This window comes from Acidovorax sp. Leaf78 (assembly GCF_001422735.1).
GTDB lineage: Bacteria > Pseudomonadota > Gammaproteobacteria > Burkholderiales > Burkholderiaceae_C > Acidovorax.
The window spans coordinates 322,759-344,572 of record NZ_LMLZ01000020.1 but is presented as its reverse complement, the minus strand read 5'-3'; the positions used below and the strand labels follow the sequence as shown (position 1 = coordinate 344,572).

Genomic DNA, 21,814 nt, shown 5'->3' with positions numbered 1-21,814 from the left:
CCGCCACCGCCAGCCGACCATGACCAGCCAGCGCACCCTGAACCGCCTTTTCGTCCTGCACTCCTGGGCGGGCATCGTCACGGGGCTGCTGCTGTTCATCGTGTGCTTCTCGGGCGCGGTGGTGGTGTTCAAGAACGAGATCGACCTGTGGGCCAACCCGTCGCTGGCGCAGTTGCCACGCTCAGACAAACCTGCCTCGCTCGACGTGGTGCTGACGCAGTTGCACTCCCGCTACCCCGGCGCCACGGTGGAGACCATCGCGCTGCCCGATGCGGTCAACCCGAGTTACTTTGCCTTTGTGCGCGAGCGCGGCGCGCCGGCCAGCACGCGGACCAAGGTGGCACTGCGCTCGGACACGGGCGCGGTGGTGGGCCCGGTGGACAGCCAGCTCGGCCAGTACCTGCGCATGCTGCACGTGTTCCTGTTCTTCGGGCCGCGGTGGATCGTGGGCTTTCTGGGCGCGGCCATGCTGGTGCTGATCGTCACGGGCATCGTCATCCACCGCAAGATCCTGGCCGAGCTGTTCACCCAGCGCTGGGGCCGCAGCTTTCGCGTGGTGATGTCCGACCTGCACAAGTCCGCGGGCATCTGGGGTTTGTTCTTTCACATCCTGATCGCGACCACGGGCGCATGGATGGGCCTGGCGCCGCTGTTCGAGCAGGGCTACAAATACGTAAGCACCGCCAACAGCAACACCAGCGGCACCGATGCCGCCAAAGCCCCCAAGCCTGCGCGCAAGGCCGCGGGCGATGCCGCAGAGCCCGTGCGCATGCAGTCGCTCGATGCCCTGTACGCCACTGCGCAGCAGGCCGTGCCGGGGCTGGAGGCGCGCTACGTGTCGATGCGCCGCTGGGGCACCGACACGGCCGAGGCCAGCTTCACCGGCAATCTGGACGGCCACCTGGCCAGCACCGCGCGGGTGGACATCAACGCCGCCACCGGCGTGCCCAGGAAGGTGCACGACCCGCGCACGGCGGGCTTCTGGTCGCTGGTCAATGGCCTCATGGAGCCGCTGCACTTTGGTGACTTCGGCGGGCTGGCGCTCAAGTGGCTGTATTTCTTGCTGGGCATGACGCCCGCGTTCCTGTCGATCTCGGGCACCTTGATCTGGCTCGACGCGCGCCAGCAACGCCGGCGCGAGGCCGAGGCCGCAGGCGGCGGCATCGCTGCGGCGAGTTGATGGTCATTGAACCGGTCACGCTGGGCCTGCGGAAGCGCCGCGCAAGGCTTCGACAGGCTCAGCCCGAACGGTATTGAACGATTGAAAGCCCGTCTTTGCGAGGCCCATCCACTCCCATGTCCACATCCAGGCCCCCCATTCGTTTTTCTCCTTGACCATGCAACGCTTCTTCCTGGCCCTGCACGCCACCACGCCCGCCGCGCTCGTCGTGGCGGTGTTCGTGCATTTATGGGGGCCCTCCGGCATGCCGTCGCTGGCTCAGCGGCCGGTGTGGGCGACGTGGGTGCTCATCGGCGCGTGGCTGTTGATGTCGGCCATGGCCGCATGGGCACTGCGCACGCTTGCGCTGTGGCGGGTGGCGCTGGGCGGTGCGGGCGCCATGCTGGCCGTCGCTGGCGTCGTGGGCCTGGCGCTGGGCAGCGCGCACGCGGTGGGCATGTGCGCCAGCCTGCTCGCCGTGGGCCTGGCGTTTGCGGGCATCGCCGCCTTCATCGGGCCGCAGCGGGTGCAGGCCCACCGGCGCAAGGCAGCGCGACACGCCACCGTGGCCACATCGGGCCCGGCAGCGCACCCTGTCGCTCCCCGTCCGCGCTGGCACCCGCGCGGCTGGGGCCGCCTTGTGGTGCCGGCGCATCTGCCCTTCTGGCTGAGCGGCCTGCTGGCGGTGGAGTCTTTCCGCCTGGCCCACATCGTGGCCACCGAACCCGCGCGCTCGTCCGGCATGCTGGGCCTGCTGCTCGCCTTCTTCATCGCCCTGCCCGCCGCCACGCTGCGGCACTGGGCGCCGCGCACCACCGTGCTGCTGTGGGCGGTGGCCGCGCTGGCCTATGGCGGCCTGGCGGCCAAGGCGGGGCTGGTGCAGTGGGCTGTGGCGTGTGCACTGTGCGCAGTGGCAGCCGGGGCCCCACTGCTGCTGCGCGCGCACCGGGCACTGCGCTGGCGGCGGACGGGCCATAACGCGCCGCACCCACCAGCCCCAGCGGCGGACCCTCACCCCCCGGAGGCTGCATGAACGAATTCACCGGCCTGTGCGCCGCAGTCGCTTCGCTGATGGCCCTGACCTGCTGGGCGCGCAGCGTGCCCACTCGCACGTGGGGCGACGGCAGTCCCGCACCCCGCCGCGCCTGGGCCGTGGCGCTGGCCACCGTCGTGCTGCAGATCCTGACCGCGACTGCAGCGGCGGGGCTGGCGGCAGGCGTCGCCCTGGTGGTCGCTGCGTGGATGGTTTTGGGCTGGCTGCTGGTGTTGGCCATGAACCAGTGGCCCACTGCCAGCCTGCAGTGGGCTCGCCGGCTGGGCGCACTGGGCGGCGCGGGCTGCGTGCTGGCGCTGGCGTGGCACTTATTCTTCCAGACCTGAGCCTTCTTTCTTCAATCAAAAATACAGATACCGCTTGTTGAATAATCGCTAGCAGCTACCATTTTTATAGCATCACAGCCACGCACTGAATGCTGAGCGCCCACCCGACGCCACGGCACAATCGCGGCCATGGACCCCTCGCTGCTCGACGCCCCCTGGGTGCACACCCTGCGCTTTCTTCTGGAGGTGGCTGCCACCATCGCGTTTGCACTCTCGGGCGTGATCGCTGCCGCGCGCAAGCGGCTCGATGCCGTGGGCGTGTGCGTGCTGGCCTTCGTCGCGGCCTTTGGCGGCGGCACGCTGCGCGACCTGCTGCTGGACCAGCGGCCCTTCTTCTGGATTCGCCACACCGGTTTTGTCTGGGGCATCCTGGCCCTGTGCGTGGGCGCGATGCTGTTCATGCGCCAGCGCCACTTCGAGCCCACCCAGCGCGCCATGCTCGTGCCCGACGCCATCGGCCTCGGCTTGTTCGCTGCGGTGGGAGTCGACATCGCCACCGCCGTCGGCATGGAGCCGATCATCGCCGTGATGATGGGCGTGATCACCGGCGCCTTTGGCGGCGTGCTGCGCGACGTGCTGTGCAACGAAGTGCCCCAGGCCTTCAGCGACCACCGGCCGTATGCGCTGTGCGCGTTTGCCGGTGGCTGGGCCGACGTGGCCCTGCGCCACCTGCACGCGCCCGACTGGGCGCCGCTGGTGGCGTGTGTGCTGCTCACCGCGGGCCTGCGCGGCCTGGCGCTGTGGCGCAACTGGGAGCTGCCGGCCTGGCGGGTGTGACACTTGATTGCCGCCTTTTACACACCCAGCATCATCAACGGACTCAGCACTGCGCACTGGCCCTGGCGCCACCGTGACAGCCGTGCACTGGCGCGGGCGGCACACTGGGCCACGAGGAGCCATCGAACCATGACGAGTCCCGACCACCCCACCGCCGCGCACCTGCAGGCCACCGAGCTCATCGACAGCGACGCCCCGGCTGTCCAAGCCTTTGCCGCCCAACACGCCCGCGGCGCCAGCGACCGCGAACGTGCCGTGGCGCTGTACCTGGCCGTGCGCGACCGCTTTCGCTACGACCCCTACCGCATCGACCTGTCGCCCGAGGGCATGGCAGCCAGCAGCGTGCTGGCCCACGGCCACGGCTGGTGCGTGCCCAAGGCCGCTCTGCTCACCGCCGTATGCCGCGCAGCGGGCATCCCTGCGCGCATGGGCTTTGCCGACGTGCGCAATCACCTCTCCACCGAGCGCATGCGCGAGACGATGAAGACCGACCTCTTCATCTGGCACGGCTACACCGACATCTGGCTCGATGGCCAATGGCGCAAGGCCACGCCGGCCTTCAACATCGAGCTGTGCGACCGCTTCGGGCTGCTGCCGCTCACGTTCGACGGCGAGAACGACTCCATCTACCACCCGTTCGACAAGTCCGGCCAGCGCCACATGGAGTACGTGCACCAGCGCGGCGCGTTTGATGACATGCCGCTGGCGCAGATCGTGGCGGACTTCCAGGCGGTGTATGGCGGTTGGCTGGACAGCAGCGACGGCGGGAGTGGCAGCAAAGCCACCACCAGCGTGCTGAACGGCGCCAGCTTTGCCGACGATGTGGAGCAGGAGGCCGCGCGGTGACGGCCACCGCCTCCTCAGCGCAGGCCCCGTCGCCGCAGATACCCGATGGTTTTGTGGCCCTGGCCTCGGGCGGGCCGTTCATTGAGCACAACGGCCTGCTGTATGTTCGGCACGAGGGCGACGTGGTGCGGTTCGGCTTTCGGGTGGAGCGCCGCCACGTCAACCCCATGAACAACCTGCACGGCGGCATGATGGCCAGCTTTTGCGACATGCTGCTGCCGCTGTCCGTGCACCGCAAGAGCACCGAGGTGGCCGACCGGTTTTTACCGACCATCAGCCTGCAGATCGACTACCTCGCCCCTGCCCCGCTGGGCGTGTGGGTGGAAGGCGAGGCCGATCCGCTGCGCATCACGCGCTCGCTGGTGTTCGCGCAGGGGCTGGTCACGGCCGATGGCGTGCCTTGCGCGCGGGTGAGCGGGGTGTTCAAGATCGGGCCGGCTGCGCCACAAAACGCTGTCGAGTGAGCGGTTGCCATCACGCGGCGCGGGCGCGAGAAATGCTACGCGACCTTGCTTTTGCAATGGCTTTTCATTCATAGACTTACGAATTTTCTTATTTTAATTCATCTATGAATAAATATTGCCAACTATGACAAAGAATGGTGGCAACAACACCAGAAAAATTCATAGATGTCAGAAAATTCAATCTGTACTAACATCTATGAATGCCCGTTCAAAACACCAGGCCCACTGACCACCCCCAGGCTGTGCTGCAGCAGATCGAATTGCTGGCGCAGAACATCGTGATCGCGCGCAAGCGCCGCAAGGAAACGCAGGCGCAGTGGGCGCAGCGGCTGGGGGTGTCGCAACCCACCATGGCGCGCATCGAACGGGGCGACCCATCCGTCGCGATGGCGTCCTACGTCATGTGCATGTGGATCATCAACCCGGCCCTGGGCCTGGCTGACCTGATTGCGCCGCAAAACGACATGGCCTCGCTGGAGCGGGAAGTGGCCCGGACCCGCAGCCGGCCCCAAGCCACCAGGGCTGCGGTGCAAGAGGCGCCCTCCACTGATGTGGGGCAAGGCCAGATGGGGTATTTGGAGCCGAAACCCGCAAAGGGAAAAACGGCCCAAGCCGAACCTCGGGCTTCTCACGTTGCGCGGGAAGCAACGACAAGTCCCTGGGGCCCACCACAGGATGACAACGTGCAGCGGGCCACGCAGGTAGCCGCTGGGCTGGGCATGTCCGATCACAAGACCAACAGCACCGCAGCGGGTTTGGCGGCCCTCATCGCCGGCCACAACAAGGTGCGGCCGTGAGCATGGCCGACGTCACCCCGCGCTCCTACCAGCCGCAGGACACGCTGTACGTGTGGGCGGTGGTCAACCCTGCTAACCCTGTTCTGGCGGGCGCTGTCAGCCTGTCGCAACTGGTGCCCAACTGCGCCACCTTCCACTACGCCGCCGACTGGTGGCAGTTTGCGCTGAGCGAAGACCTGCCCCTGCTGGCCGGCCAGATGTTCAGCGCTGGCCACAAGGACAGTGCGCCCGGCGCCATCGACGATGCCCGCCCCGACCGCTGGGGCGAGCGCATCATCCGCCACATCGACCGCCCTGCACGCCTGTCGATCCTGGAGATGCTGCTGTTCGCGGGGGACGACCGCTTCGGCGCTTTGGGCATCTCGACATCGGCCGACCACTACGTTCCCCGCCGCATCGGGCCGTACCCGCAGCTGCGCGACCTGGACGCCATGGTGCGGGCGGTGGAAGACGTGCAGTCCCAAGCCCCGGTCACCCCGGAAATCCAGCGCCTGGTGCAGCCCGGCGTGACGCTGGGCGGGGCCCGGCCCAAGGCGCTGCTGCAAACCGACAACGGCCCCTGCGTGATCAAGTTCAGCGAACTCGACGACACCGTGGACACGCCCCTCATCGAACACGCCACGATGACGCTGGCAGCGCAGGCGGGCATCCATGTCGCCACCACGGGTGTGCTGCCCATTGCATCGCGCCACGCGCGCCCATCCAAACGCCATGCGCTGACGATCCAGCGGTTTGACCGTCTGCAGACCGAGGCACTGAACCTGCGCGTGCATTGCATTTCTGCCAAGACCGCGCTGGCAGCGGCAGGCCTGACCGAAAGCTATGGCGCGCTGGCCACAGTACTGCTGCGCCAGGCCCACCCGGACCGCCACAAGGCCCTGCGCGAAGAGCTGTTCAGGCGCATGGTGTTCAACATCCTGATGGACAACACGGACGACCACGAACGCAACCACTGCCTGCGCCTGGGCTTTGACGGCTACTACGACCTGGCCCCGGCGTTCGACGTGGTGCCCACACTGCAGAACATGGGCTACCAGGCGATGGTGGTGGGCCGGCACGGGGCGCAGTCCACGCTGGACAACGCGCTGACCGACTTGAACGAGTTCGGCATCACACGGGCCCGGGCCATCGCATTGATCCAGGACGTCGCCCAGGTGGTCGCGCAGTGGCCCCGGCATTTTGTGCAGCATGGCGTCTGCCCCGCAGACATGGAGCAGCTCGCCGCCAGCATCGACCGCGATGCGCTCAGGCAGCAGCGCGAAGCCTTCTACTGATCTGCTGTCGCAGAGCGCTGCGCTGCTTTGCTTTTCCACGCATCAAGCCACGCCCATCACTGCCACCACATGCTCCACAAACCGCGCCAGCTTGGGCAGCTGACGCCGGTCCGGCGCATAGACCAGTTGCACGGCGCGCGCCGCGGGCAGGCAGTGCTGCATCACCGGCACCAGCGCGCCGCTGGCCAGGTCGTCGGCCAATAGCACCTCGGGCTGCATGATCAGGCCCAGGCCGCGCAACGCGGCTTGGCGCAGGCCTTCGCCCTGGTTGCAGGTCAGGCGGGCGTTCTCGGGCCAGAAGAAATCCGCATCGCCATCACGCAGCGTCCACTCCACGCGGCGCTGCCATGCCGAATGGCTCAGGCACTGGTGGCTGTCCAGGTCGGCGGCGCGCTCGGGCGTGCCGTGGCGCTGCAGGTAGGCGGGTGCGGCAGCGATCACCATGCGGTAGGGGCGCAGCGGGCGGGCCACCAAGCCTTCATCCACCACCCGGCCGATGCGCACCGCCACGTCAAAGCCCTCGCCCGCCAGGTCCACCACGCTGTCGGTGAGCTGCAGGTCCACGCGCACCTGGTCGTGCACCCGCAGAAAGTCAGCCACCAGCGGTGCAATGACGTGGGTGCCCAGGGTGAAGGGGGCGCTCACGCGCAGCAGGCCCTGGGGCACGGCGCGGCTGCGCTCCACGGCGGACTCGGCCCAGCGCACCTGTTCCAGCACGCGCTTGCAGTCTTCATAGAACGCGGCGCCCACCTCGGTCAGGCTGTTCTGGCGCGTGCTGCGCTGGAACAGGCGCGCGCACAGGTGGGCTTCGAGCTGCTGGATGTGTTTGCCCACCATCACCGCCGATATCTGCAGCTGGCGCGCGGCGGCGGCAAAGCTGCCGGCTTCGACCACGGCCACCATGACTTCCATGTTGCGCAGTTTGTCCATGGCAGATTCCTAATCAATGGTTAGTGCAAGAAGAACTTCAATGTACTTTATGCATTGTTTGATTCACAAAAGAATCAGAGCCTGTCTGTTCCTCCCCCCGTTCTTTTTCAACTTTCAAGGAAAACACCATGTCCAAGATTCTTCTCATCGGCGCGAGCGGCACCATCGGCCAGGCCGTGCTGGCCAACCTGGGCGCACGGCACGAGGTGATCACCGTGGGCCGCAGCAGCGGCACGCACCGCGCAGACTTTGCACAGCCGGGCGCGGTCGCACAACTGTTCGAGGCGGTGGGCACGGTCGATGCCGTCGTCAGCACCGCCGGCAACCTGCACTTCGGCCCGCTGGCCGACATGACGCCCGAGCAGTTCAACCTGGGGCTGCAAGACAAGCTCCTGGGCCAGGTGCAATTGGCTTTGATCGGCCAGAAGTACCTGACCGATGGCGGCTCCATCACGCTGACCGCGGGCATCCTGTCGATCGAGCCCATCCGCAACGGCGCCAGCGCCACGGCGGTGAACGCCGCCATCGAGGGCTTCGTGGCCGCCGCCGCCATCGAGCTGCCGCGCGGCCTGCGCATCAACGCCGTGAGCCCCACCATCCTCACCGAATCGGTGGGCGTGTACGGGCCGTTCTTCCCAGGCTTCGACACCGTGCCCGCCGAGCGGGCCGCACGCGGCTACCAGCGCAGCGTGGAAGGCGCGCAGACGGGGCGCGTGTACCGCGTGCAGTGATCACGGCCACCTGTACCCCACCCAGCTGGGAATGAAATGAAAATAGCTGCTGCCGCTTGTCTATCAAGCGTCAGCAGCTATCATTTTAGTAGCTGCAATGACCGAAGGCGCAGATCAGTCCAAGCTCGCGCCCGACTCCTTGACGACCTTGCCCCACTTCACGGACTCGGCCTGGATGAAGGCGGCGAACTGCTCGGGCGTCTCGCTGTACGTCTCGGCGCCTTGTTCGTTGATCTTCTTCTTCACCTCGGCCTGGTTCAGCACCTTGACCAGCGCGGTGTTCAGCTTGGCCAGCACCGGTGCGGGCGTGCCAGTGGGCGCGAACATGCCGAACCAGGACGTGGCCTCATACCCCGGCACGCCGGCTTCGGCGATGGTGGGCACGTTGGGCAGCTCGGGCGAGCGCTTGGCGGTGGTCACGGCAATGGGCACCAGCTTGCCGCTGCGCACATGCTGGATGGCAGACGGCATGTTGTCGAACATGATGCCGATCTGGTTGCCCAGCAGGTCGGTGACGGCCGGTGCGCTGCCCTTGTAGGGCACATGCACCATGTCCACCTTGGCCAGGCTCTTGAACAGCTCGCCCGACAGGTGGATGGAGCTGCCGTTGCCCGACGAGCCGAAGTTCACCTTGCCGGGGTTGGCCTTGGCGTAGGCGATCAGCTCCTTCACGCTCTTGTAGGGCTGTGCGGGGTTGGCCACCAGCAGGTTGGGCACATTGGCCACGCGCGTGAGCGGCGCGAAGTCCTTGATGGGGTCGAACGGCATCTTCTTGTACAGGCTGGCGTTGATGGCGTGCGTGCCCACCGTGCCCATGAAGAGCGTGTAGCCATCGGCCGGCGACTTGGCCGCCAGCGCGCCACCGATGTTGCCGCCCGCGCCGGCACGGTTGTCCACGATGACCGATTGGCCGAGTTCGGTGGTCAGCGCCTGGCCGATGATGCGGGCCAGGATGTCTGTGGTGCCGCCCGCGGCAAAGGGCACGACGATGGTGACGGGCTTGGTGGGGTAGGCCTGGGCCATTGCTGCGCTGCTGCCCAGCAGGCCAGCACCGGCGATGGCGGCAATGCCCGCGCAAGCAGCGGCCGACAGTGCGAAGCGGCGGGTGGTGTGGATGGAACGGGTCATGGTTTGTCTCCTTCAGGAAGGTGGATGAAATGGGTGTCACGAGCGCGGAATCCGCCGCGCCGTGGCCTCAACCGGGCGCCAAGGCCTCCGGGCGAGAACAGGGGGTGCGCCCCTTTCAGGGCTGCAGTGCAAATGCGTTCAGGTGGCTAGACAGGTGCCACGCCGAGCGTGGTACCACCGCACACGTACAGCACCTGCCCGGTCACGAAACCGTTGTCGGGCGAGAGGAAGAACAGCGCCGCGCGGGCCACGTCGTCGGGCGTGCCCATGCGGCCCACGGCAATGCTGTTCAGGATGCGCTGCGTCTGCGGCGCGCCGTCGGGGTTGCTCTGGCGGAAAAGCTCGGTGGCGATGGGCCCGGGGCCGATGGCGTTGACGGTGATGCCGTCACGCCCCAGCTCCATGGCCAGCGTGCGCGTCATGCCGATCATTCCGGCCTTGGTGGCCGAATACACGATGCGGTCGCCTTTGCCCAGCGCGGCGCGCGACGACATGTTCACGATGCGGCCCTGGCCGCTCGCGCGCAGGCTGGGCAAAAAGGCTTGCACCAGCAGCATGGGCGCGCGCAGGTGCAGGCCCACCACGTCGTCCAGGTGCGCCGTGGTGGCGGTGTCGATGGTGCCGGGGCGCGTGGCGCCGGCGTTGTTCACCAGTGCCGTGACATTGTGTTTGGCGGCGATCTCGGCCGCGCGTTCACGGGTCGATGCCTCGTCGGTCAGGTCGCCCTGGTAGGACGTGAGCAGCGGGTGGCTCCAGCTGGGCAGCACGTAGTCCAGGTTGACCACGGCGCGGCCCTGGGCCAGCACGGCCTCGGCGATGGCGCGGCCGATGCCGTTGCTGGCGCCGGTGACGACCGTGACGGGAGTGCTTTTATCGATGGCGGTCACACGCGCTCCAGGATGATGGCAATGCCCTGCCCCACGCCGATGCACATGGTGCACAGCGCGTACTGGCCAGCGTGTTCGTGCAGGCGGTTGACGGCGGTGGTCACCAGGCGCGCACCGCTGGCACCCAGCGGGTGGCCCAGCGCAATGGCGCCTCCCCAGGCGTTCACACGTGCATCGTCGTCCTTGATGCCCAGCGCGCGCAGCACCGCCAGGCCCTGCGCGGCAAAGGCTTCGTTGAGCTCGATCACGTCCAGGTGGTCGATGGTCAGGCCCGTCTGCGCCAGCACCTTTTGCGTGGCGGGCGTGGGGCCGAAGCCCATGATGCGCGGCGCCACGCCGGCCACCGCCATGCCCACCACGCGGGCGCGGGGCTTGAGGCCATATTTGGCGGCATTGGCTTCGTCGGCCAGCAGCAGTGCACAGGCGCCGTCGTTCACGCCGCTGGCGTTGCCCGCCGTCACCGTGCCGTCGGGCCGCACCACGCCCTTGAGCTTGGCCAGCGCTTCCAGGCTGGTCTCGCGCGGGTGCTCGTCCTGGCTCACGATGATGGCGTCGCCCTTCTTTTGCGGGATGTGCACCGGCACGATCTCGCGCGCCAGGTGGCCGGCCTTGATCGCCGCCACGGCGTTAAGCTGGCTGGCCAGGGCCATGCGGTCCTGCGCCTCGCGCTCGATGCCGAAGTCGGTGGCCACGTTCTCGGCGGTTTCGGGCATGGAGTCGACGCCGTACTTTTCCTTCATCAGCTTGTTGATGAAGCGCCAGCCGATGGTCGTGTCGTACACCGCGTTGTTGCGGCTGAAAGCGCTCTCGGCTTTGGGCATCACGAAGGGCGCGCGGCTCATGCTCTCCACGCCGCCCGCGATCATCAGGCCGGCCTCGCCCGACTTGATGGCGCGCGCTGCGGTGCCCACGGCGTCGAGCCCCGAGCCGCACAGGCGGTTGATGGTGGCGCCGGGCACGTCGATGGGCAGGCCCGCCAGCAGGCTGCTCATGTGGGCCACGTTGCGGTTGTCTTCACCGGCCTGGTTGGCGCAGCCGTAGAGCACGTCAGTCACGGCCGCCCAGTCCACGCCGGGGTTGCGGTCCATCAGCGCCTTGATGGGGATGGCGCCCAGGTCGTCGGTGCGCACGCCGGAGAGCGCGCCGCCGTAGCGGCCGAAGGGGGTGCGGATGGCGTCGCAGATGAAGGCTTGGCGTTGTGGGCTCATGGTGTTGTCTCCTCGTTTCTTGGGGGTTGGATTCAGGCGGCGGGGCGGATGGGCAGGCCCACCAGTTGCTCTAGCTCAGGCAACTGCAGGCCGGGCACGGTGTCGATGAGCTGCAGCCCGGTGGGCGTGCAGGCCAGTGTGCACAGATCGGTGTAGATGCGCTTCACGCAGGCGACACCGGTGAGCGGGTAGGTGCATTGCGTCACGATCTTGCTGGCGCCCTGCTTGGTCAACAGGTCCATCATCACCCAGGTCTGCTTGGCGCCGATGGCCAGGTCCATGGCGCCGCCCACGGCCGGGATGGCGCCGGGCTCGCCCGTGCTCCAGTTGGCCAGGTCGCCCGTGGCACTGACCTGGAAGGCGCCCAGCACGCAGATGTCGAGGTGCCCGCCGCGCATCATCGCGAAGCTGTCGGCGTGGTGAAAATACGCGCCGCCGGGCAGCAGCGTCACCGGCTGCTTGCCGGCGTTGATGAGGTCGTAGTCCTCCAGCCCCGCAGCCGGCGCCGGGCCCATGCCCAGGATGCCGTTCTCGCTTTGCAGGATGACCTCGCGGCCCGCGGGAATGTGGTTGGCCACCAGGGTGGGCTGGCCGATGCCCAGGTTGACGTAGGCGCCGTCGTGGATGTCCTGCGCCACGCGCTTCGCCAGTTCTTCTTTACTACGCTTTTGATAGCTGCTCACGCTGATTCCTTGTGCGGTAGAGGCCAATTTCATGCGGATTTCACGGCTTTTTGAACCCACCGGCCTGCGTGGCGGTGCGGTCGATCTTCACGACATGGGTCACGTAGATGCCGGGCGTGACGATGGCTTCCGGATCCAGCGCGCCCAGTTCCACCACCTCGTGCACGGTGGCGATCGTGGTCTTGGCGGCCGTGGCCATCACCGGGCCGAAGTTGCGGGCCGACATGCGGTAGGTCAGGTTGCCCCAGCGGTCGCCCTGCTCGGCCTTGATCAGTGCCACGTCGCCGTGGATGGGGTATTCCAGCACGTAGTGCTTGCCGTTGATCTCGCGCGTCTCCTTGCCGGCGGCCAGCTCGGTGCCGTGGGCCGTGGGGCAGAAGAAGGCGCCGATGCCCGCACCCGCAGCGCGCAGGCGCTCGGCCAGGTTGCCCTGGGGCACGAGTTCGAGTTCGAGCTTGCCGTTGCGGTACAGGTCGTCGAACACGTAGCTGTCGACCTGGCGCGGAAAGCTGCAGATGATCTTGCGCACCTGGCCGGCCTTGAGCAGCGCGGCCAGGCCCTGGTCGGCATTGCCGGCGTTGTTGTTGACCACCGTGAGGTCGCGCGCGCCTTGGGCAATCAGGCCGTCGATCAGCTCGCCGGGAATGCCCGCGGTACCGAACCCGCCTATCAACACCGTGGCACCATCCTTCACCCCTGCAAGGGCCTGGGCCACCGACTCCGCCAGTTTGTTGATCATCGAACCGCTTTCGTGATGTGCTTGTCTCGGGATAGAATTTGTTCGCTTATAGAACAAATGTTCGCATAAAGAATTATAGAGGGCCTCAGTATGAATGCCGAAACGCTCCCCGCCAAAGACCCCAAGCCCAGCGACAGCTATGTGCAGTCGTTCGCCCGCGGGCTGGAGGTGATCCGCTCGTTCAGCGCCGCCCGGCCGCAGCAGACATTGAGCGAAGTGGCTGCGCAGACCGGCTTGACCCGCGCGGGCGCGCGCCGCATCCTGCTCACGCTGCAGACGCTGGGTTACGTAGAGACGGACGGCAAGCTCTTTCGCCTGAGCCCGCGCATCCTGGACCTGGGCTTTGCCTACCTGTCGTCGCTGCCCATCTGGAACCTGGCCGAACCGGTGATGGAAGACCTGGTGGAAGACGTACGCGAGTCGTCATCGGCCGCCGTGCTCGACGGGCTGGACATCGTCTACGTGCTGCGCGTGCCCACCCACAAGATCATGCGCACCAACCTGGGCGTGGGCTCGCGCCTACCGGCGCCGTGGACGTCGATGGGCCGGGTGCTGCTGGCCGGGCTGCCCGATGCGGAGTTGGAGTTGCGCCTGGCGCAGCAGCCGCTTGATCGCTTTACCACGCACACCACCACCGACCTGCCGACGCTGCTGTCACGGATCCGCGAGGCGCGCCAACAGGGCTGGTGCCTGGTGAATCAAGAACTGGAAGAGGGTTTGATATCGATTGCCGCGCCGCTGGCCGACCGCACGGGCCGCACAGTGGCGGCGCTCAACATCAGCGGTCAGGCCAACCGGACCAGTGCGGACGTGATGCAGACCACGCTGCTGCCAGCATTGCTGCGCGCGGCCCAAACCATCTCGCGCATGATGGGTGCACCGCGGGCATGAACGGTGGGGGCTTGGTGGTGGGAAGGGAAAGATCCAGCGATTCACCGCAACGAGCAGCCGGGGCTGGCATTCCAGGCAACCTTGCCTTGCGTGGGTGCAAAGTGCTGAAGCACCAACGCCAACGACTCGCTGCGATGACTGGTGGCCCGGCGCGCGCTGCGCAAGGCACTGCATGTGATGGCATGCCCTGCGACGGGGCATAGCCGGGGAGAAAATCAGCGAACTGCCGGCTGGGTCTCAGCCGGGTTGATCTCAGCTCTTGCGAAAGCCTACGACCAGCACCATGCCGCCGACCACCATGGCACCCAGGCTCATCCACTGCGGGATGACGACAGCCTCGTAGTTGTCCTGGGCCGTCAGATCCAGTGCGCCTAATGGCGCCTGCAAAACGTCGCCGCCAATACTGATTCCGCCGGCCACAAACACCGCCATGCCCATCATCAGCAGCAACACACCCGCAATTCGCAGTGCAGTCATGAACGCATCTCCCAAACACCGGACCATCCGTGGAATCTGGCAGATAGGGCCCGGCTCTCTCTGCGCAACGCAAATGTAGAAGCGGCCAGAAAACCGCCGCGTAGGACATAGCCGCAGACTATGCTGCGTTGACCGCGCGGCCCTGGCAACCCTGCGCGCCCCAGGCCCACAGGGTGCGTGCTAACCTCCCGCCCCATGTTCAGCCCCTCCCAAGCCGATGTCCGCCGCTTTCTCTGCGGGGTGCACACCAAGACCCAGGCCGGCGCCCCCATGGAAGCCATCGAGACGCTGGCCAGCCTGTGGATCGCGGAGCACCCCGAGTACCACGCCGACCTCTCCAGCGCCGATGCCGCCGTCGCCCGCAACTACGACGAGACACCTGGCCAGACCAACCCTTTCCTGCACCTGTCGATGCACCTGTCGATCAGCGAGCAGTGCAGCATCGACCAGCCCCGCGGCATCCGTCAGGCGGTGGAACTGCTGACCGCGCGCCTCGATTCGCTGCACGACGCCCACCATGCGGCCATGGACTGCCTGGGCGAGATGCTGTGGGAGAGCCAGCGCGCCGGCCGCGCGCCCGACGGCCAGGCCTATATCGCCTGCGTGCAGCGCCGCGCCACCAAGGACTAGGGCCGGGCCCGCGCGAGCAGCGCTGCTCTGCCCTTCGCCGCTCTGCCCTGCGCCGCAAAGATATCGAGCGACCCAGCCTTGCCGGCGGTGGCCGGACAACACCACCGGTAGCACAAATGTGCGGCGCGCTTGCCCGTTCGTCACCCTGGCGCACACAATAGGACACAAACCACTGGCTGCACGCGGCACGCTCCTTGCGTGCAGGCTGTCCAGTCCGGTCCTGGAGCCCACTCGGATGCGCGCATTTCAGCTCTCCCTGCGAACGGCCATCGCCGTGCCTTTTGCCGTGCTGTTCGCAGCCACGGTGGCACTGCAGGCCGTCACGCAGCACCGGCAGATCACCGATCTGATCGACCAGGAAAGCGTGCGCCTGCTCGACGCGATCACCAACACTTCGCGCGGGCGGCTGGCCGAGTTTCTGGAGGCGCCGTTCCTCATCCAGCGCAGCATCGGCGATGCGATAGCCCGCCATGGCCTGTACCAGCCAGGCAACCTCAAACCTCTGTACCAGCATTTGCAGGGCATTTTTTCCGAGCTCTACACAGACCACCAGCAGATCAGCCTGCTCAGCTTTGGCAGCCAGACAGGCGAGTACGCCGGCATCCGCCGTGACGCCAGCGCGCGCAGCGGCTTCAAGCTGATCCTCAAGGACAACTCCACCCGCGGCCTGATGAACGTGTACGAGGACGCGAGCCCCGCCAAGGTGGCGGCAGCCTTCCCCCACTACGACCCCCGTGTGCGGCCCTGGTATGCGCCGGTGGCGCAATCTGGCACGGCGCAGTGGTCGCCCATCTACACCACGGCCGGCGAGCGGGGTGACGTGACCATCTCGGCCGCGTCGCCCGTGGTGGTCAAGGGCCAGTTGGTGGGCGTGATGGAGGCCGACGTGCGGCTGGACACCCTCAACCGCTTTTTGCGCGAGGAGCCGCTGCGCGGCCAGGGGCAGATCTTCATCACCGACGCGCAGGGCCGCATCGTCGCGCACTCCGAGCCCGGCGCGCTGGTCAGCGACCAGCAGGACGCGGCCGGCCAGCGCGAACGCCTGACCGTCGCGCAGAGCGCCAGCCCGCAGATCCGTGCGGCGGGCCCCTACCTGCAGCAGGCCGCTACGGCGGAGGGCACGGGCTTTCGGTTCACCCACGTGGGCGAGCAGTACTTCGGCCGGGTCACGCGATATGCGGACCCACGCGGCATCGACTGGCGCATCGTGGTGCTGCTGCCCGAGTCGGACTTGCTGGGCGACTCCCGCAGCGCCAATCGCCAGGCACTGCTGGCCACCGCAGCCATCGCGGTGCTGGGACTCATCCTGGGGCTGTGGGTGATCGAGCGGGCTGCGCGCCCCATCCTCATGACGGCCGAGGCCGCCAACCGGATTGCACGCGGCGAGTGGAGCACGGGTATCGAAAAAAGCAGCCCGCTGCTGGAGACCACCATCCTCGTGCACGCCTTCAACCAGATGGCGGACCGGCTGCAACGCTCGTTCAACCAGATGCGCGAGCTGCTCATCTACGACAGCCTCACCCAGTTGCTCACGCGCCGCGGCCTGCTGGAGCAGGCCAACTGGACCGAGCCGCAACCCGCGGTGCTGACCCTGGTGGGCCTGGACGCCTTTCGCGCCATCAACGACAACGTGGGCTACGGCACCGGCGACCGCCTGCTGCAGGCCGTGAGTGAACGGCTGCGCGCGCGCCTGCCCGCGCCGGTGCTCATGGCACGCCTGGGCGGCGATGAATTTGCGCTGCTGCACCTGAGCAGCGGCGATGCGGCGTCGCAAGCGCAGATCGCCAAGACCGTGCTGACACTCTTCACCACGCCGTTCTCGGCAGGCGCCGACGAAGTCATGGTCCACGCATCGGTCGGCGTGGTGGGCGGGCACCTGCGCGGCGACGACCTGCCCGAATGGCTGCGCAACGCCAGCATCGCGCTGGGCGAAGCCAAGCGGCGCGGCCTGAACCAGTGTGTCGTGTTCGAGCCCAGCATGGCCGAGCAGTCCAAGGAGCGCGCCCGGCTGGCCACCGAGCTGCGGCAGGCGCTGGAGAAGAACCAGTTCCTGGTGCACTACCAGCCGGTGATCGAGCTGGACACCGGCAGGGTGAGCGGCGCCGAGGCGCTGCTGCGCTGGCACAGCCCCACGCGCGGCATGGTGCCGCCAGGCGTGTTCATCCCGGTGGCGGAAGAGTCCGACCTGATCCTGGCCCTGGGCGACTGGGTGCTGCGCCGCGCGACGCAGGACATCGCACAGCAACTGCCGCACCTGCCCGAAGGGTTCGATCTGCACGTGAACGTGTCGGCGCGCCAGCTCATCCAGTCGGACTTTCCGGCAGCGCTGCAGCAGGTGCTGGCCACCAGCGGCCTGCCGCCCCGGCACCTGACGCTGGAGCTGACGGAGTCGGTGCTGATCGAGGGCGATGCGGTGACCGGCCAGCGCCTGGCGCGCATCCGGGCGCTCGGGGTGAAGATCGCCATCGACGACTTCGGCACGGGCTACTCATCGCTGGCCTACCTGAGCCGCCTGCCGTTCGACTGCGTGAAGATAGACCAGAGCTTTGTGCGCAACCTGCTCGACTCGCCGCAGAACGCCGCCATCGTCACCGCCGTGCTGAACATGTCGCAAGGCTTTGGCGTGACCGTGGTGGCCGAGGGCGTGGAGACACAGGCCGCCGCCCAGCGCCTGCGCGAAATGGGCTGCGCCAGCGCCCAGGGCTACTGGTTCGGCCGCCCTGCGCTGCTGCAGGACATGGACCTGTCGGTGCGGCTGCTGGACGGAGATGGGACGGGCTCACTGCCCACCCCATCGTCAACGCCATCGACGCAGGCATAAAAAAACCCGCCAGGGCGTGGCGGGTTGTTCTGGCTGCGGCGGGTGGCTGGCCACACCGCCGGGCTCTTCCTGCGATCAGCGGAAGCGCGATTGAGGCACCACGTGCAGGTCGCCGTCGATGCCGCTGATGTAGTTGGACAGTGCCTTCAGTTCGGCATTGGTGAACTGCTTGGCGACGCCGCCCATGATGGCGTTGCTGCGGCCCACGTTGGGATTCTTCTCAGCCTTGTACGACTTCAGGGCCACGAACAGGTAGTCGGCGTGCTGGCCTGCGACCTTGGGGTAAGACGGGTCGATGGGCTTGGCGAAGTTGTCGCCGTGGCACGAAACGCAGGCGCCTTTCTTGAGCAGCTCGGCCACTTGCACGCTGGGTTCGCGGGCGGGCTTGGCAGGCAGCTCGGTGCCCGTCTTGCCGTGCTGCTCGTAGTAGGCAGACACATCGGCGATGTCTTTTTCAGACAGCGACTCAGCCACACCGCGCATGGTGGGGTGCTTGCGCTCGCCCTTCTGGTAGGCGGTGAGCGCTGCGGCGATGTACTTGGCGCTTTGGCCCGAAATCATCGGCACCTTGTGCACTTCAGGAAAGCTGGCCTGGTAGCCCGGAATACCGTGGCAACCGATGCACATGGCAATCTTCTGCTTGCCTGCTTCCACGTCGCCTTTGGCTTCCTGGGCATGGGAGACGGCGGTCACGGAAGCGACAGCCAGGGCGAATAGCGTGGTCAGCGTTTTGTTCATTTTGCGCGCACAATCTCGTGGAAGTTCAGTCAGCTCTGGGGATCTGATCAACAGCAGATTATAGCCAGCGCCTGTCAAGCCCCATCCATCAACGATCCGGTGATTTCCCTCATGAAATTTCAAGGTTCCCAGAACTACGTCGCCACCCAAGACCTGATGCTGGCCGTGAACGCAGCCATCACCCTGCAGCGCCCGCTGCTCATCAAGGGAGAGCCCGGCACCGGCAAGACGATGCTGGCCGAAGAAGTGGCCCAGGCGCTGGACATGCCACTGTTGCAATGGCACATCAAGTCGACCACCAAGGCCCAGCAGGGCCTGTACGAATATGACGCCGTGAGCCGCCTGCGCGACAGCCAGCTCAACGATGGCGACAGCGCCGACCGCGTGAAGGACATCCGCAACTACATCGTGCAGGGCGTGCTGTGGCAGGCCTTCACGGCCGACCGGCCCGTGGCGCTGCTGATCGACGAGATCGACAAGGCCGACATCGAATTCCCGAACGACCTGCTGCGCGAGATCGACCGCATGGAGTTCTACTGCTACGAGACGCGCGAGCTCATCAAGGCCAAGCACCGCCCGCTGGTGTTCATCACCTCCAACAACGAAAAAGAGCTGCCCGACGCCTTCCTGCGCCGCTGCTTCTTTCACTTCATCAAGTTCCCCGAGGCCGACACCATGCGCCAGATCGTGGACGTGCACTTCCCCACGCTCAAGAGCGAGCTCTTGTCCGTGGCGATGAAGACTTTCTACGACGTGCGCAACCTGCCCGGCCTCAAGAAGAAGCCGTCGACCAGCGAACTGCTGGACTGGCTCAAGCTGCTGGTGGCCGAAGACATCCCGCTCACCGCGCTGCAAAGCGCCGACAACAAGGTGGCCGTACCGCCGTTGGTGGGCGCGCTGCTCAAAAACGAACAGGACGTGAGCCTGTTCGAAAAGCTCGTGTTCATGAACCAGAGGAACCGTTGACCCCCACGCTCCGCCGTTTCATGGGTCGCTGCCCCAGGCTGGGGGAGGGGCGTCGGCCCACCGAGCCCGTGGGACTGACCCGCCTTGGGGCGGCCCGGCGGCGGGTCGTCTGTTGACCCACTTGAACAAGCATCCATGACCCAGTCCACCCCCTCTCTCGCAGACGGCATTGCCGACGCCATCGGTTTCGTCGGCGGCGCGCTGGCCGGCTTCTGGATCGGCCAGTGGCTGGGCCTCGATATCTTTGCGCCCGGCTACGGCACCAAGGCACTGCTGGGCATTGCCCTGGTGGGCCTGGGTGGCGGCCTGGGCCTGCACGCGGCGCGCCGCTGGCAGAAAAGCCGCCGCGAACGGACCCAAGACTGACCGGCCTGGGGCCCGCACACACACCCCAAGGCACCAACCGCAAAGACAGCAACATGGCCTTTGTAGAACCCGTCACCCTGAGCAGCCGCGGCGTGCGCCTGGAGCCACTGGCGCTGTCGCACGCATCGGGCCTGGCCGCAGCGGCCGCCGATGGCGAGTTGTGGAAGCTGCGCATCACCTCGGTGCCCGAGCCGCAGGACACGCGCGCCTACATCGAAACGGCCTTGAAGGGCCGCGAGGAAGGCCACCGCTTTGCGTTCGCCGTCATCGATGAAGCCACGGGCCAGGTGCTGGGCTCCAGCAGCTTTCACGACATCCTGCCCGCAGTGAAACGCGTGGAGATCGGCTACACCTGGTACTGCCAGAGCGTGCAGCGCAGCCACGTCAACACCACCTGCAAATTGCTGCTGATGGGCCATGCCTTCGACACGCTGGGCTGCCACGTGGTGGGCTGGCGCACCGACAACTACAACTTCGCCTCGCAGCGTGCCATCGAGCGCCTGGGCGCCAAAAAGGACGGTGTCATCCGCGGCCACGCGCTGCGCCGCGACGGCACCATCCGCGACACGGTGATGTACAGCATGCGCTCGGGCGAATGGCCCGAAGCCAAGGCGCAGTTGCTATATCTTTTAGAGCGCCACATGCCCGCCTGACCAGCGGCAGGAGCCCACAACATGCTCATCGACTTCTTCTACACGCTGCGCTCGGCCAAGCTGCCGGTGTCGGTCAAGGAATACCTCACCCTGCTCGAAGCGCTGCAGGCCGGCGTGGTGGGCCCGCGCTCGGACGACGCCTGGAGCCTGGACGATTTCTACAACCTCTCGCGCCTGACCCTGGTCAAGGACGAGAAGCACTACGACAAGTTCGACCGGGCCTTCGGCGCCTACTTCAAAGGCGTGGAGATGGTGGCCGACTTCACCAAGGAGATTCCGGCCGACTGGCTGCGCAATATCCTGGATAACGAACTCACGCCCGAGCAGAAGGCCGCCATCGAGAAGATGGGCTGGGACGAGCTGATGGAGACGCTCAAGAAGCGCCTTGAAGAACAGAAGGAGCGCCACGAGGGCGGCAGCAAGTGGATCGGCACCGGCGGCACCAGCCCCTTTGGCCACGGCGGCTACAACCCGCAGGGCGTGCGCATCGGCGGCGCGGGCAAGAACAAGAGCGCCGTCAAGGTGTGGGAGCAGCGCGCCTACAAGGACTATGACGACCAGCAGGAGCTGGGCACGCGCAACATCAAGGTGGCGCTGCGCCGCCTGCGCAAGTTTGCACGCGAAGGGCACGACCTGGAGCTCGACCTGCCCGACACCATCCGCAGCACCGCCGCCAACGCGGGGTACCTGGACATCAAGATGGTGCCCGAGCGCCACAACAACGTGAAGGTGCTGCTGCTGATGGACGTGGGCGGCACCATGGACGAGCACATCCAGCGCGTAGAAGAACTCTTCAGCGCCGTGAAGTCCGAGTTCAAGCACCTGGAGTTCTACTATTTCCACAACTGCGTCTACGACTTCATGTGGAAGAACAACCGCCGCCGCTTTGCCGAGAAGTTTCCGACGCTGGACATCATCCGCAAGTACAACCGCGACTACAAGCTGATCTTCGTGGGCGACGCGACCATGAGCCCGTACGAGATCCTGCAGCCCGGCGGCAGCGTGGAATACAACAACGAGGAGCCCGGCGCCGAGTGGATCCAGCGCCTGACCCACGCGTTTCCCAAGCACGCCTGGATCAACCCCGAGCCCCAGGGCGTGTGGCAGTACCGCCAGAGCATCAACATCATCCAGCAGCTCATCAGCAACCGGATGTATCCGCTGTCCCTCAAGGGGCTGGAAGAAACCATGCGCCTGCTGTCCAAATAGGGCCGCATGCAGCGCCCCGACGCGCACCGCGCACGGGAGTCGGCAGGGGCATCCCGGCAT

At 66.7% G+C, this 21,814-nt stretch carries 24 protein-coding genes; 16 read left to right on the top strand and 8 right to left on the bottom strand.

What is annotated here, in order from left to right; genetic code table 11:
- Positions 1–19: 19 nt before the first annotated feature.
- The 8 genes from ASF16_RS13185 (at position 20) to ASF16_RS13150 (ending at position 6,697) form a co-directional block, all read left to right on the top strand.
- Complete coding sequence (locus ASF16_RS13185) at positions 20–1,180, top strand: PepSY domain-containing protein (protein WP_056167686.1); 1,161 nt, start codon at positions 20–22, stop codon at positions 1,178–1,180.
- A 157-nt stretch (positions 1,181–1,337) separates the two neighbouring features.
- Positions 1,338–2,192, top strand: a complete 855-nt coding sequence (locus ASF16_RS13180; protein ID WP_056167682.1) for a hypothetical protein — start codon at positions 1,338–1,340, stop codon at positions 2,190–2,192.
- Positions 2,189–2,539: a hypothetical protein gene (locus tag ASF16_RS13175; protein WP_056167679.1), complete on the top strand. Its 351-nt coding sequence runs from the start codon at positions 2,189–2,191 to the stop codon at positions 2,537–2,539. The genes ASF16_RS13180 and ASF16_RS13175 overlap by 4 nt, the downstream gene beginning before the upstream one ends.
- A gap of 129 nt (positions 2,540–2,668) precedes the next feature.
- Positions 2,669–3,316, top strand: coding sequence for a trimeric intracellular cation channel family protein (locus tag ASF16_RS13170; RefSeq protein WP_056167676.1), 648 nt, complete (start codon positions 2,669–2,671; stop codon positions 3,314–3,316).
- Between the two features lie 129 nt (positions 3,317–3,445).
- Entirely contained in the window at positions 3,446–4,162 is a 717-nt protein-coding gene (locus ASF16_RS13165) for a transglutaminase family protein (protein WP_056167674.1), read from the top strand.
- Positions 4,159–4,626: a PaaI family thioesterase gene (locus tag ASF16_RS13160; RefSeq protein ID WP_056167672.1), complete on the top strand. Its 468-nt coding sequence runs from the start codon at positions 4,159–4,161 to the stop codon at positions 4,624–4,626. The genes ASF16_RS13165 and ASF16_RS13160 overlap by 4 nt, the downstream gene beginning before the upstream one ends.
- Before the next feature lie 200 nt (positions 4,627–4,826).
- Complete coding sequence (locus ASF16_RS26775; protein ID WP_235507367.1) at positions 4,827–5,423, top strand: helix-turn-helix transcriptional regulator; 597 nt, start codon at positions 4,827–4,829, stop codon at positions 5,421–5,423.
- Positions 5,424–5,425: 2 nt separating this feature from the next.
- Positions 5,426–6,697, top strand: coding sequence for a type II toxin-antitoxin system HipA family toxin (locus tag ASF16_RS13150; protein WP_056167670.1), 1,272 nt, complete (start codon positions 5,426–5,428; stop codon positions 6,695–6,697).
- Between the two features lie 42 nt (positions 6,698–6,739).
- Here the strand turns inward: ASF16_RS13150 and ASF16_RS13145 are convergent, their stop codons facing one another.
- On the bottom strand, positions 6,740–7,627 hold the full coding sequence (locus ASF16_RS13145; protein ID WP_056167668.1) for a LysR family transcriptional regulator: 888 nt from the start codon (positions 7,625–7,627) through the stop codon (positions 6,740–6,742).
- Between the two features lie 128 nt (positions 7,628–7,755).
- On the opposite strand from ASF16_RS13145, the gene ASF16_RS13140 reads away from it, so the two are divergent.
- Complete coding sequence (locus ASF16_RS13140) at positions 7,756–8,358, top strand: short chain dehydrogenase (RefSeq protein WP_056167666.1); 603 nt, start codon at positions 7,756–7,758, stop codon at positions 8,356–8,358.
- A gap of 114 nt (positions 8,359–8,472) precedes the next feature.
- On the opposite strand, the gene ASF16_RS13135 is transcribed toward ASF16_RS13140, so the two are convergent.
- From ASF16_RS13135 to ASF16_RS13115, 5 genes are all read right to left on the bottom strand, one after another.
- On the bottom strand, positions 8,473–9,486 hold the full coding sequence (locus tag ASF16_RS13135; protein ID WP_056167664.1) for a tripartite tricarboxylate transporter substrate binding protein: 1,014 nt from the start codon (positions 9,484–9,486) through the stop codon (positions 8,473–8,475).
- Between the two features lie 146 nt (positions 9,487–9,632).
- The gene (locus ASF16_RS13130; RefSeq protein WP_369817161.1) at positions 9,633–10,364 is read right to left on the bottom strand and encodes an SDR family NAD(P)-dependent oxidoreductase; all 732 of its coding nucleotides are present in this window, start codon (positions 10,362–10,364) and stop codon (positions 9,633–9,635) included.
- Between the two features lie 5 nt (positions 10,365–10,369).
- Positions 10,370–11,581: a 3-oxoadipyl-CoA thiolase gene (gene pcaF, locus ASF16_RS13125; RefSeq protein ID WP_056167658.1), complete on the bottom strand. Its 1,212-nt coding sequence runs from the start codon at positions 11,579–11,581 to the stop codon at positions 10,370–10,372.
- Positions 11,582–11,613: 32 nt separating this feature from the next.
- A complete protein-coding gene (locus ASF16_RS13120; protein ID WP_056169142.1) occupies positions 11,614–12,264 on the bottom strand; it encodes a 3-oxoacid CoA-transferase subunit B in 651 nt (216 codons plus the stop codon).
- A gap of 40 nt (positions 12,265–12,304) precedes the next feature.
- Positions 12,305–13,003, bottom strand: coding sequence for a 3-oxoacid CoA-transferase subunit A (locus tag ASF16_RS13115; protein ID WP_056167655.1), 699 nt, complete (start codon positions 13,001–13,003; stop codon positions 12,305–12,307).
- A 90-nt stretch (positions 13,004–13,093) separates the two neighbouring features.
- On the opposite strand from ASF16_RS13115, the gene ASF16_RS13110 reads away from it, so the two are divergent.
- The gene (locus ASF16_RS13110) at positions 13,094–13,894 is read left to right on the top strand and encodes an IclR family transcriptional regulator C-terminal domain-containing protein (protein WP_056167651.1); all 801 of its coding nucleotides are present in this window, start codon (positions 13,094–13,096) and stop codon (positions 13,892–13,894) included.
- 252 nt (positions 13,895–14,146) lie between these two features.
- On the opposite strand, the gene ASF16_RS13105 is transcribed toward ASF16_RS13110, so the two are convergent.
- Entirely contained in the window at positions 14,147–14,371 is a 225-nt protein-coding gene (locus ASF16_RS13105; protein WP_200926901.1) for a hypothetical protein, read from the bottom strand.
- A 195-nt stretch (positions 14,372–14,566) separates the two neighbouring features.
- Between ASF16_RS13105 and ASF16_RS13100 the strand changes: the two genes are divergently transcribed.
- Positions 14,567–15,001 (top strand): DUF1841 family protein, encoded by a 435-nt coding sequence (locus tag ASF16_RS13100; protein ID WP_056167649.1) that lies wholly within the window; start codon positions 14,567–14,569, stop codon positions 14,999–15,001.
- A gap of 235 nt (positions 15,002–15,236) precedes the next feature.
- Entirely contained in the window at positions 15,237–17,822 is a 2,586-nt protein-coding gene (locus ASF16_RS13095) for an EAL domain-containing protein (RefSeq protein WP_056167647.1), read from the top strand.
- 75 nt (positions 17,823–17,897) lie between these two features.
- Here ASF16_RS13095 and ASF16_RS13090 read toward each other — a convergent pair whose 3' ends face one another.
- The gene (locus tag ASF16_RS13090; protein ID WP_056167645.1) at positions 17,898–18,560 is read right to left on the bottom strand and encodes a cytochrome c; all 663 of its coding nucleotides are present in this window, start codon (positions 18,558–18,560) and stop codon (positions 17,898–17,900) included.
- Positions 18,561–18,671: 111 nt separating this feature from the next.
- Between ASF16_RS13090 and ASF16_RS13085 the strand changes: the two genes are divergently transcribed.
- From ASF16_RS13085 to ASF16_RS13070, 4 genes are all read left to right on the top strand, one after another.
- Positions 18,672–19,526, top strand: coding sequence for a MoxR family ATPase (locus ASF16_RS13085; protein ID WP_056167643.1), 855 nt, complete (start codon positions 18,672–18,674; stop codon positions 19,524–19,526).
- Positions 19,527–19,661: 135 nt separating this feature from the next.
- On the top strand, positions 19,662–19,892 hold the full coding sequence (locus tag ASF16_RS13080) for a hypothetical protein (protein ID WP_056167641.1): 231 nt from the start codon (positions 19,662–19,664) through the stop codon (positions 19,890–19,892).
- 53 nt (positions 19,893–19,945) lie between these two features.
- Positions 19,946–20,545: a GNAT family N-acetyltransferase gene (locus tag ASF16_RS13075; RefSeq protein ID WP_056167639.1), complete on the top strand. Its 600-nt coding sequence runs from the start codon at positions 19,946–19,948 to the stop codon at positions 20,543–20,545.
- Between the two features lie 21 nt (positions 20,546–20,566).
- Positions 20,567–21,754, top strand: coding sequence for a VWA domain-containing protein (locus ASF16_RS13070; RefSeq protein ID WP_056167638.1), 1,188 nt, complete (start codon positions 20,567–20,569; stop codon positions 21,752–21,754).
- Positions 21,755–21,814 lie beyond the last annotated feature (60 nt).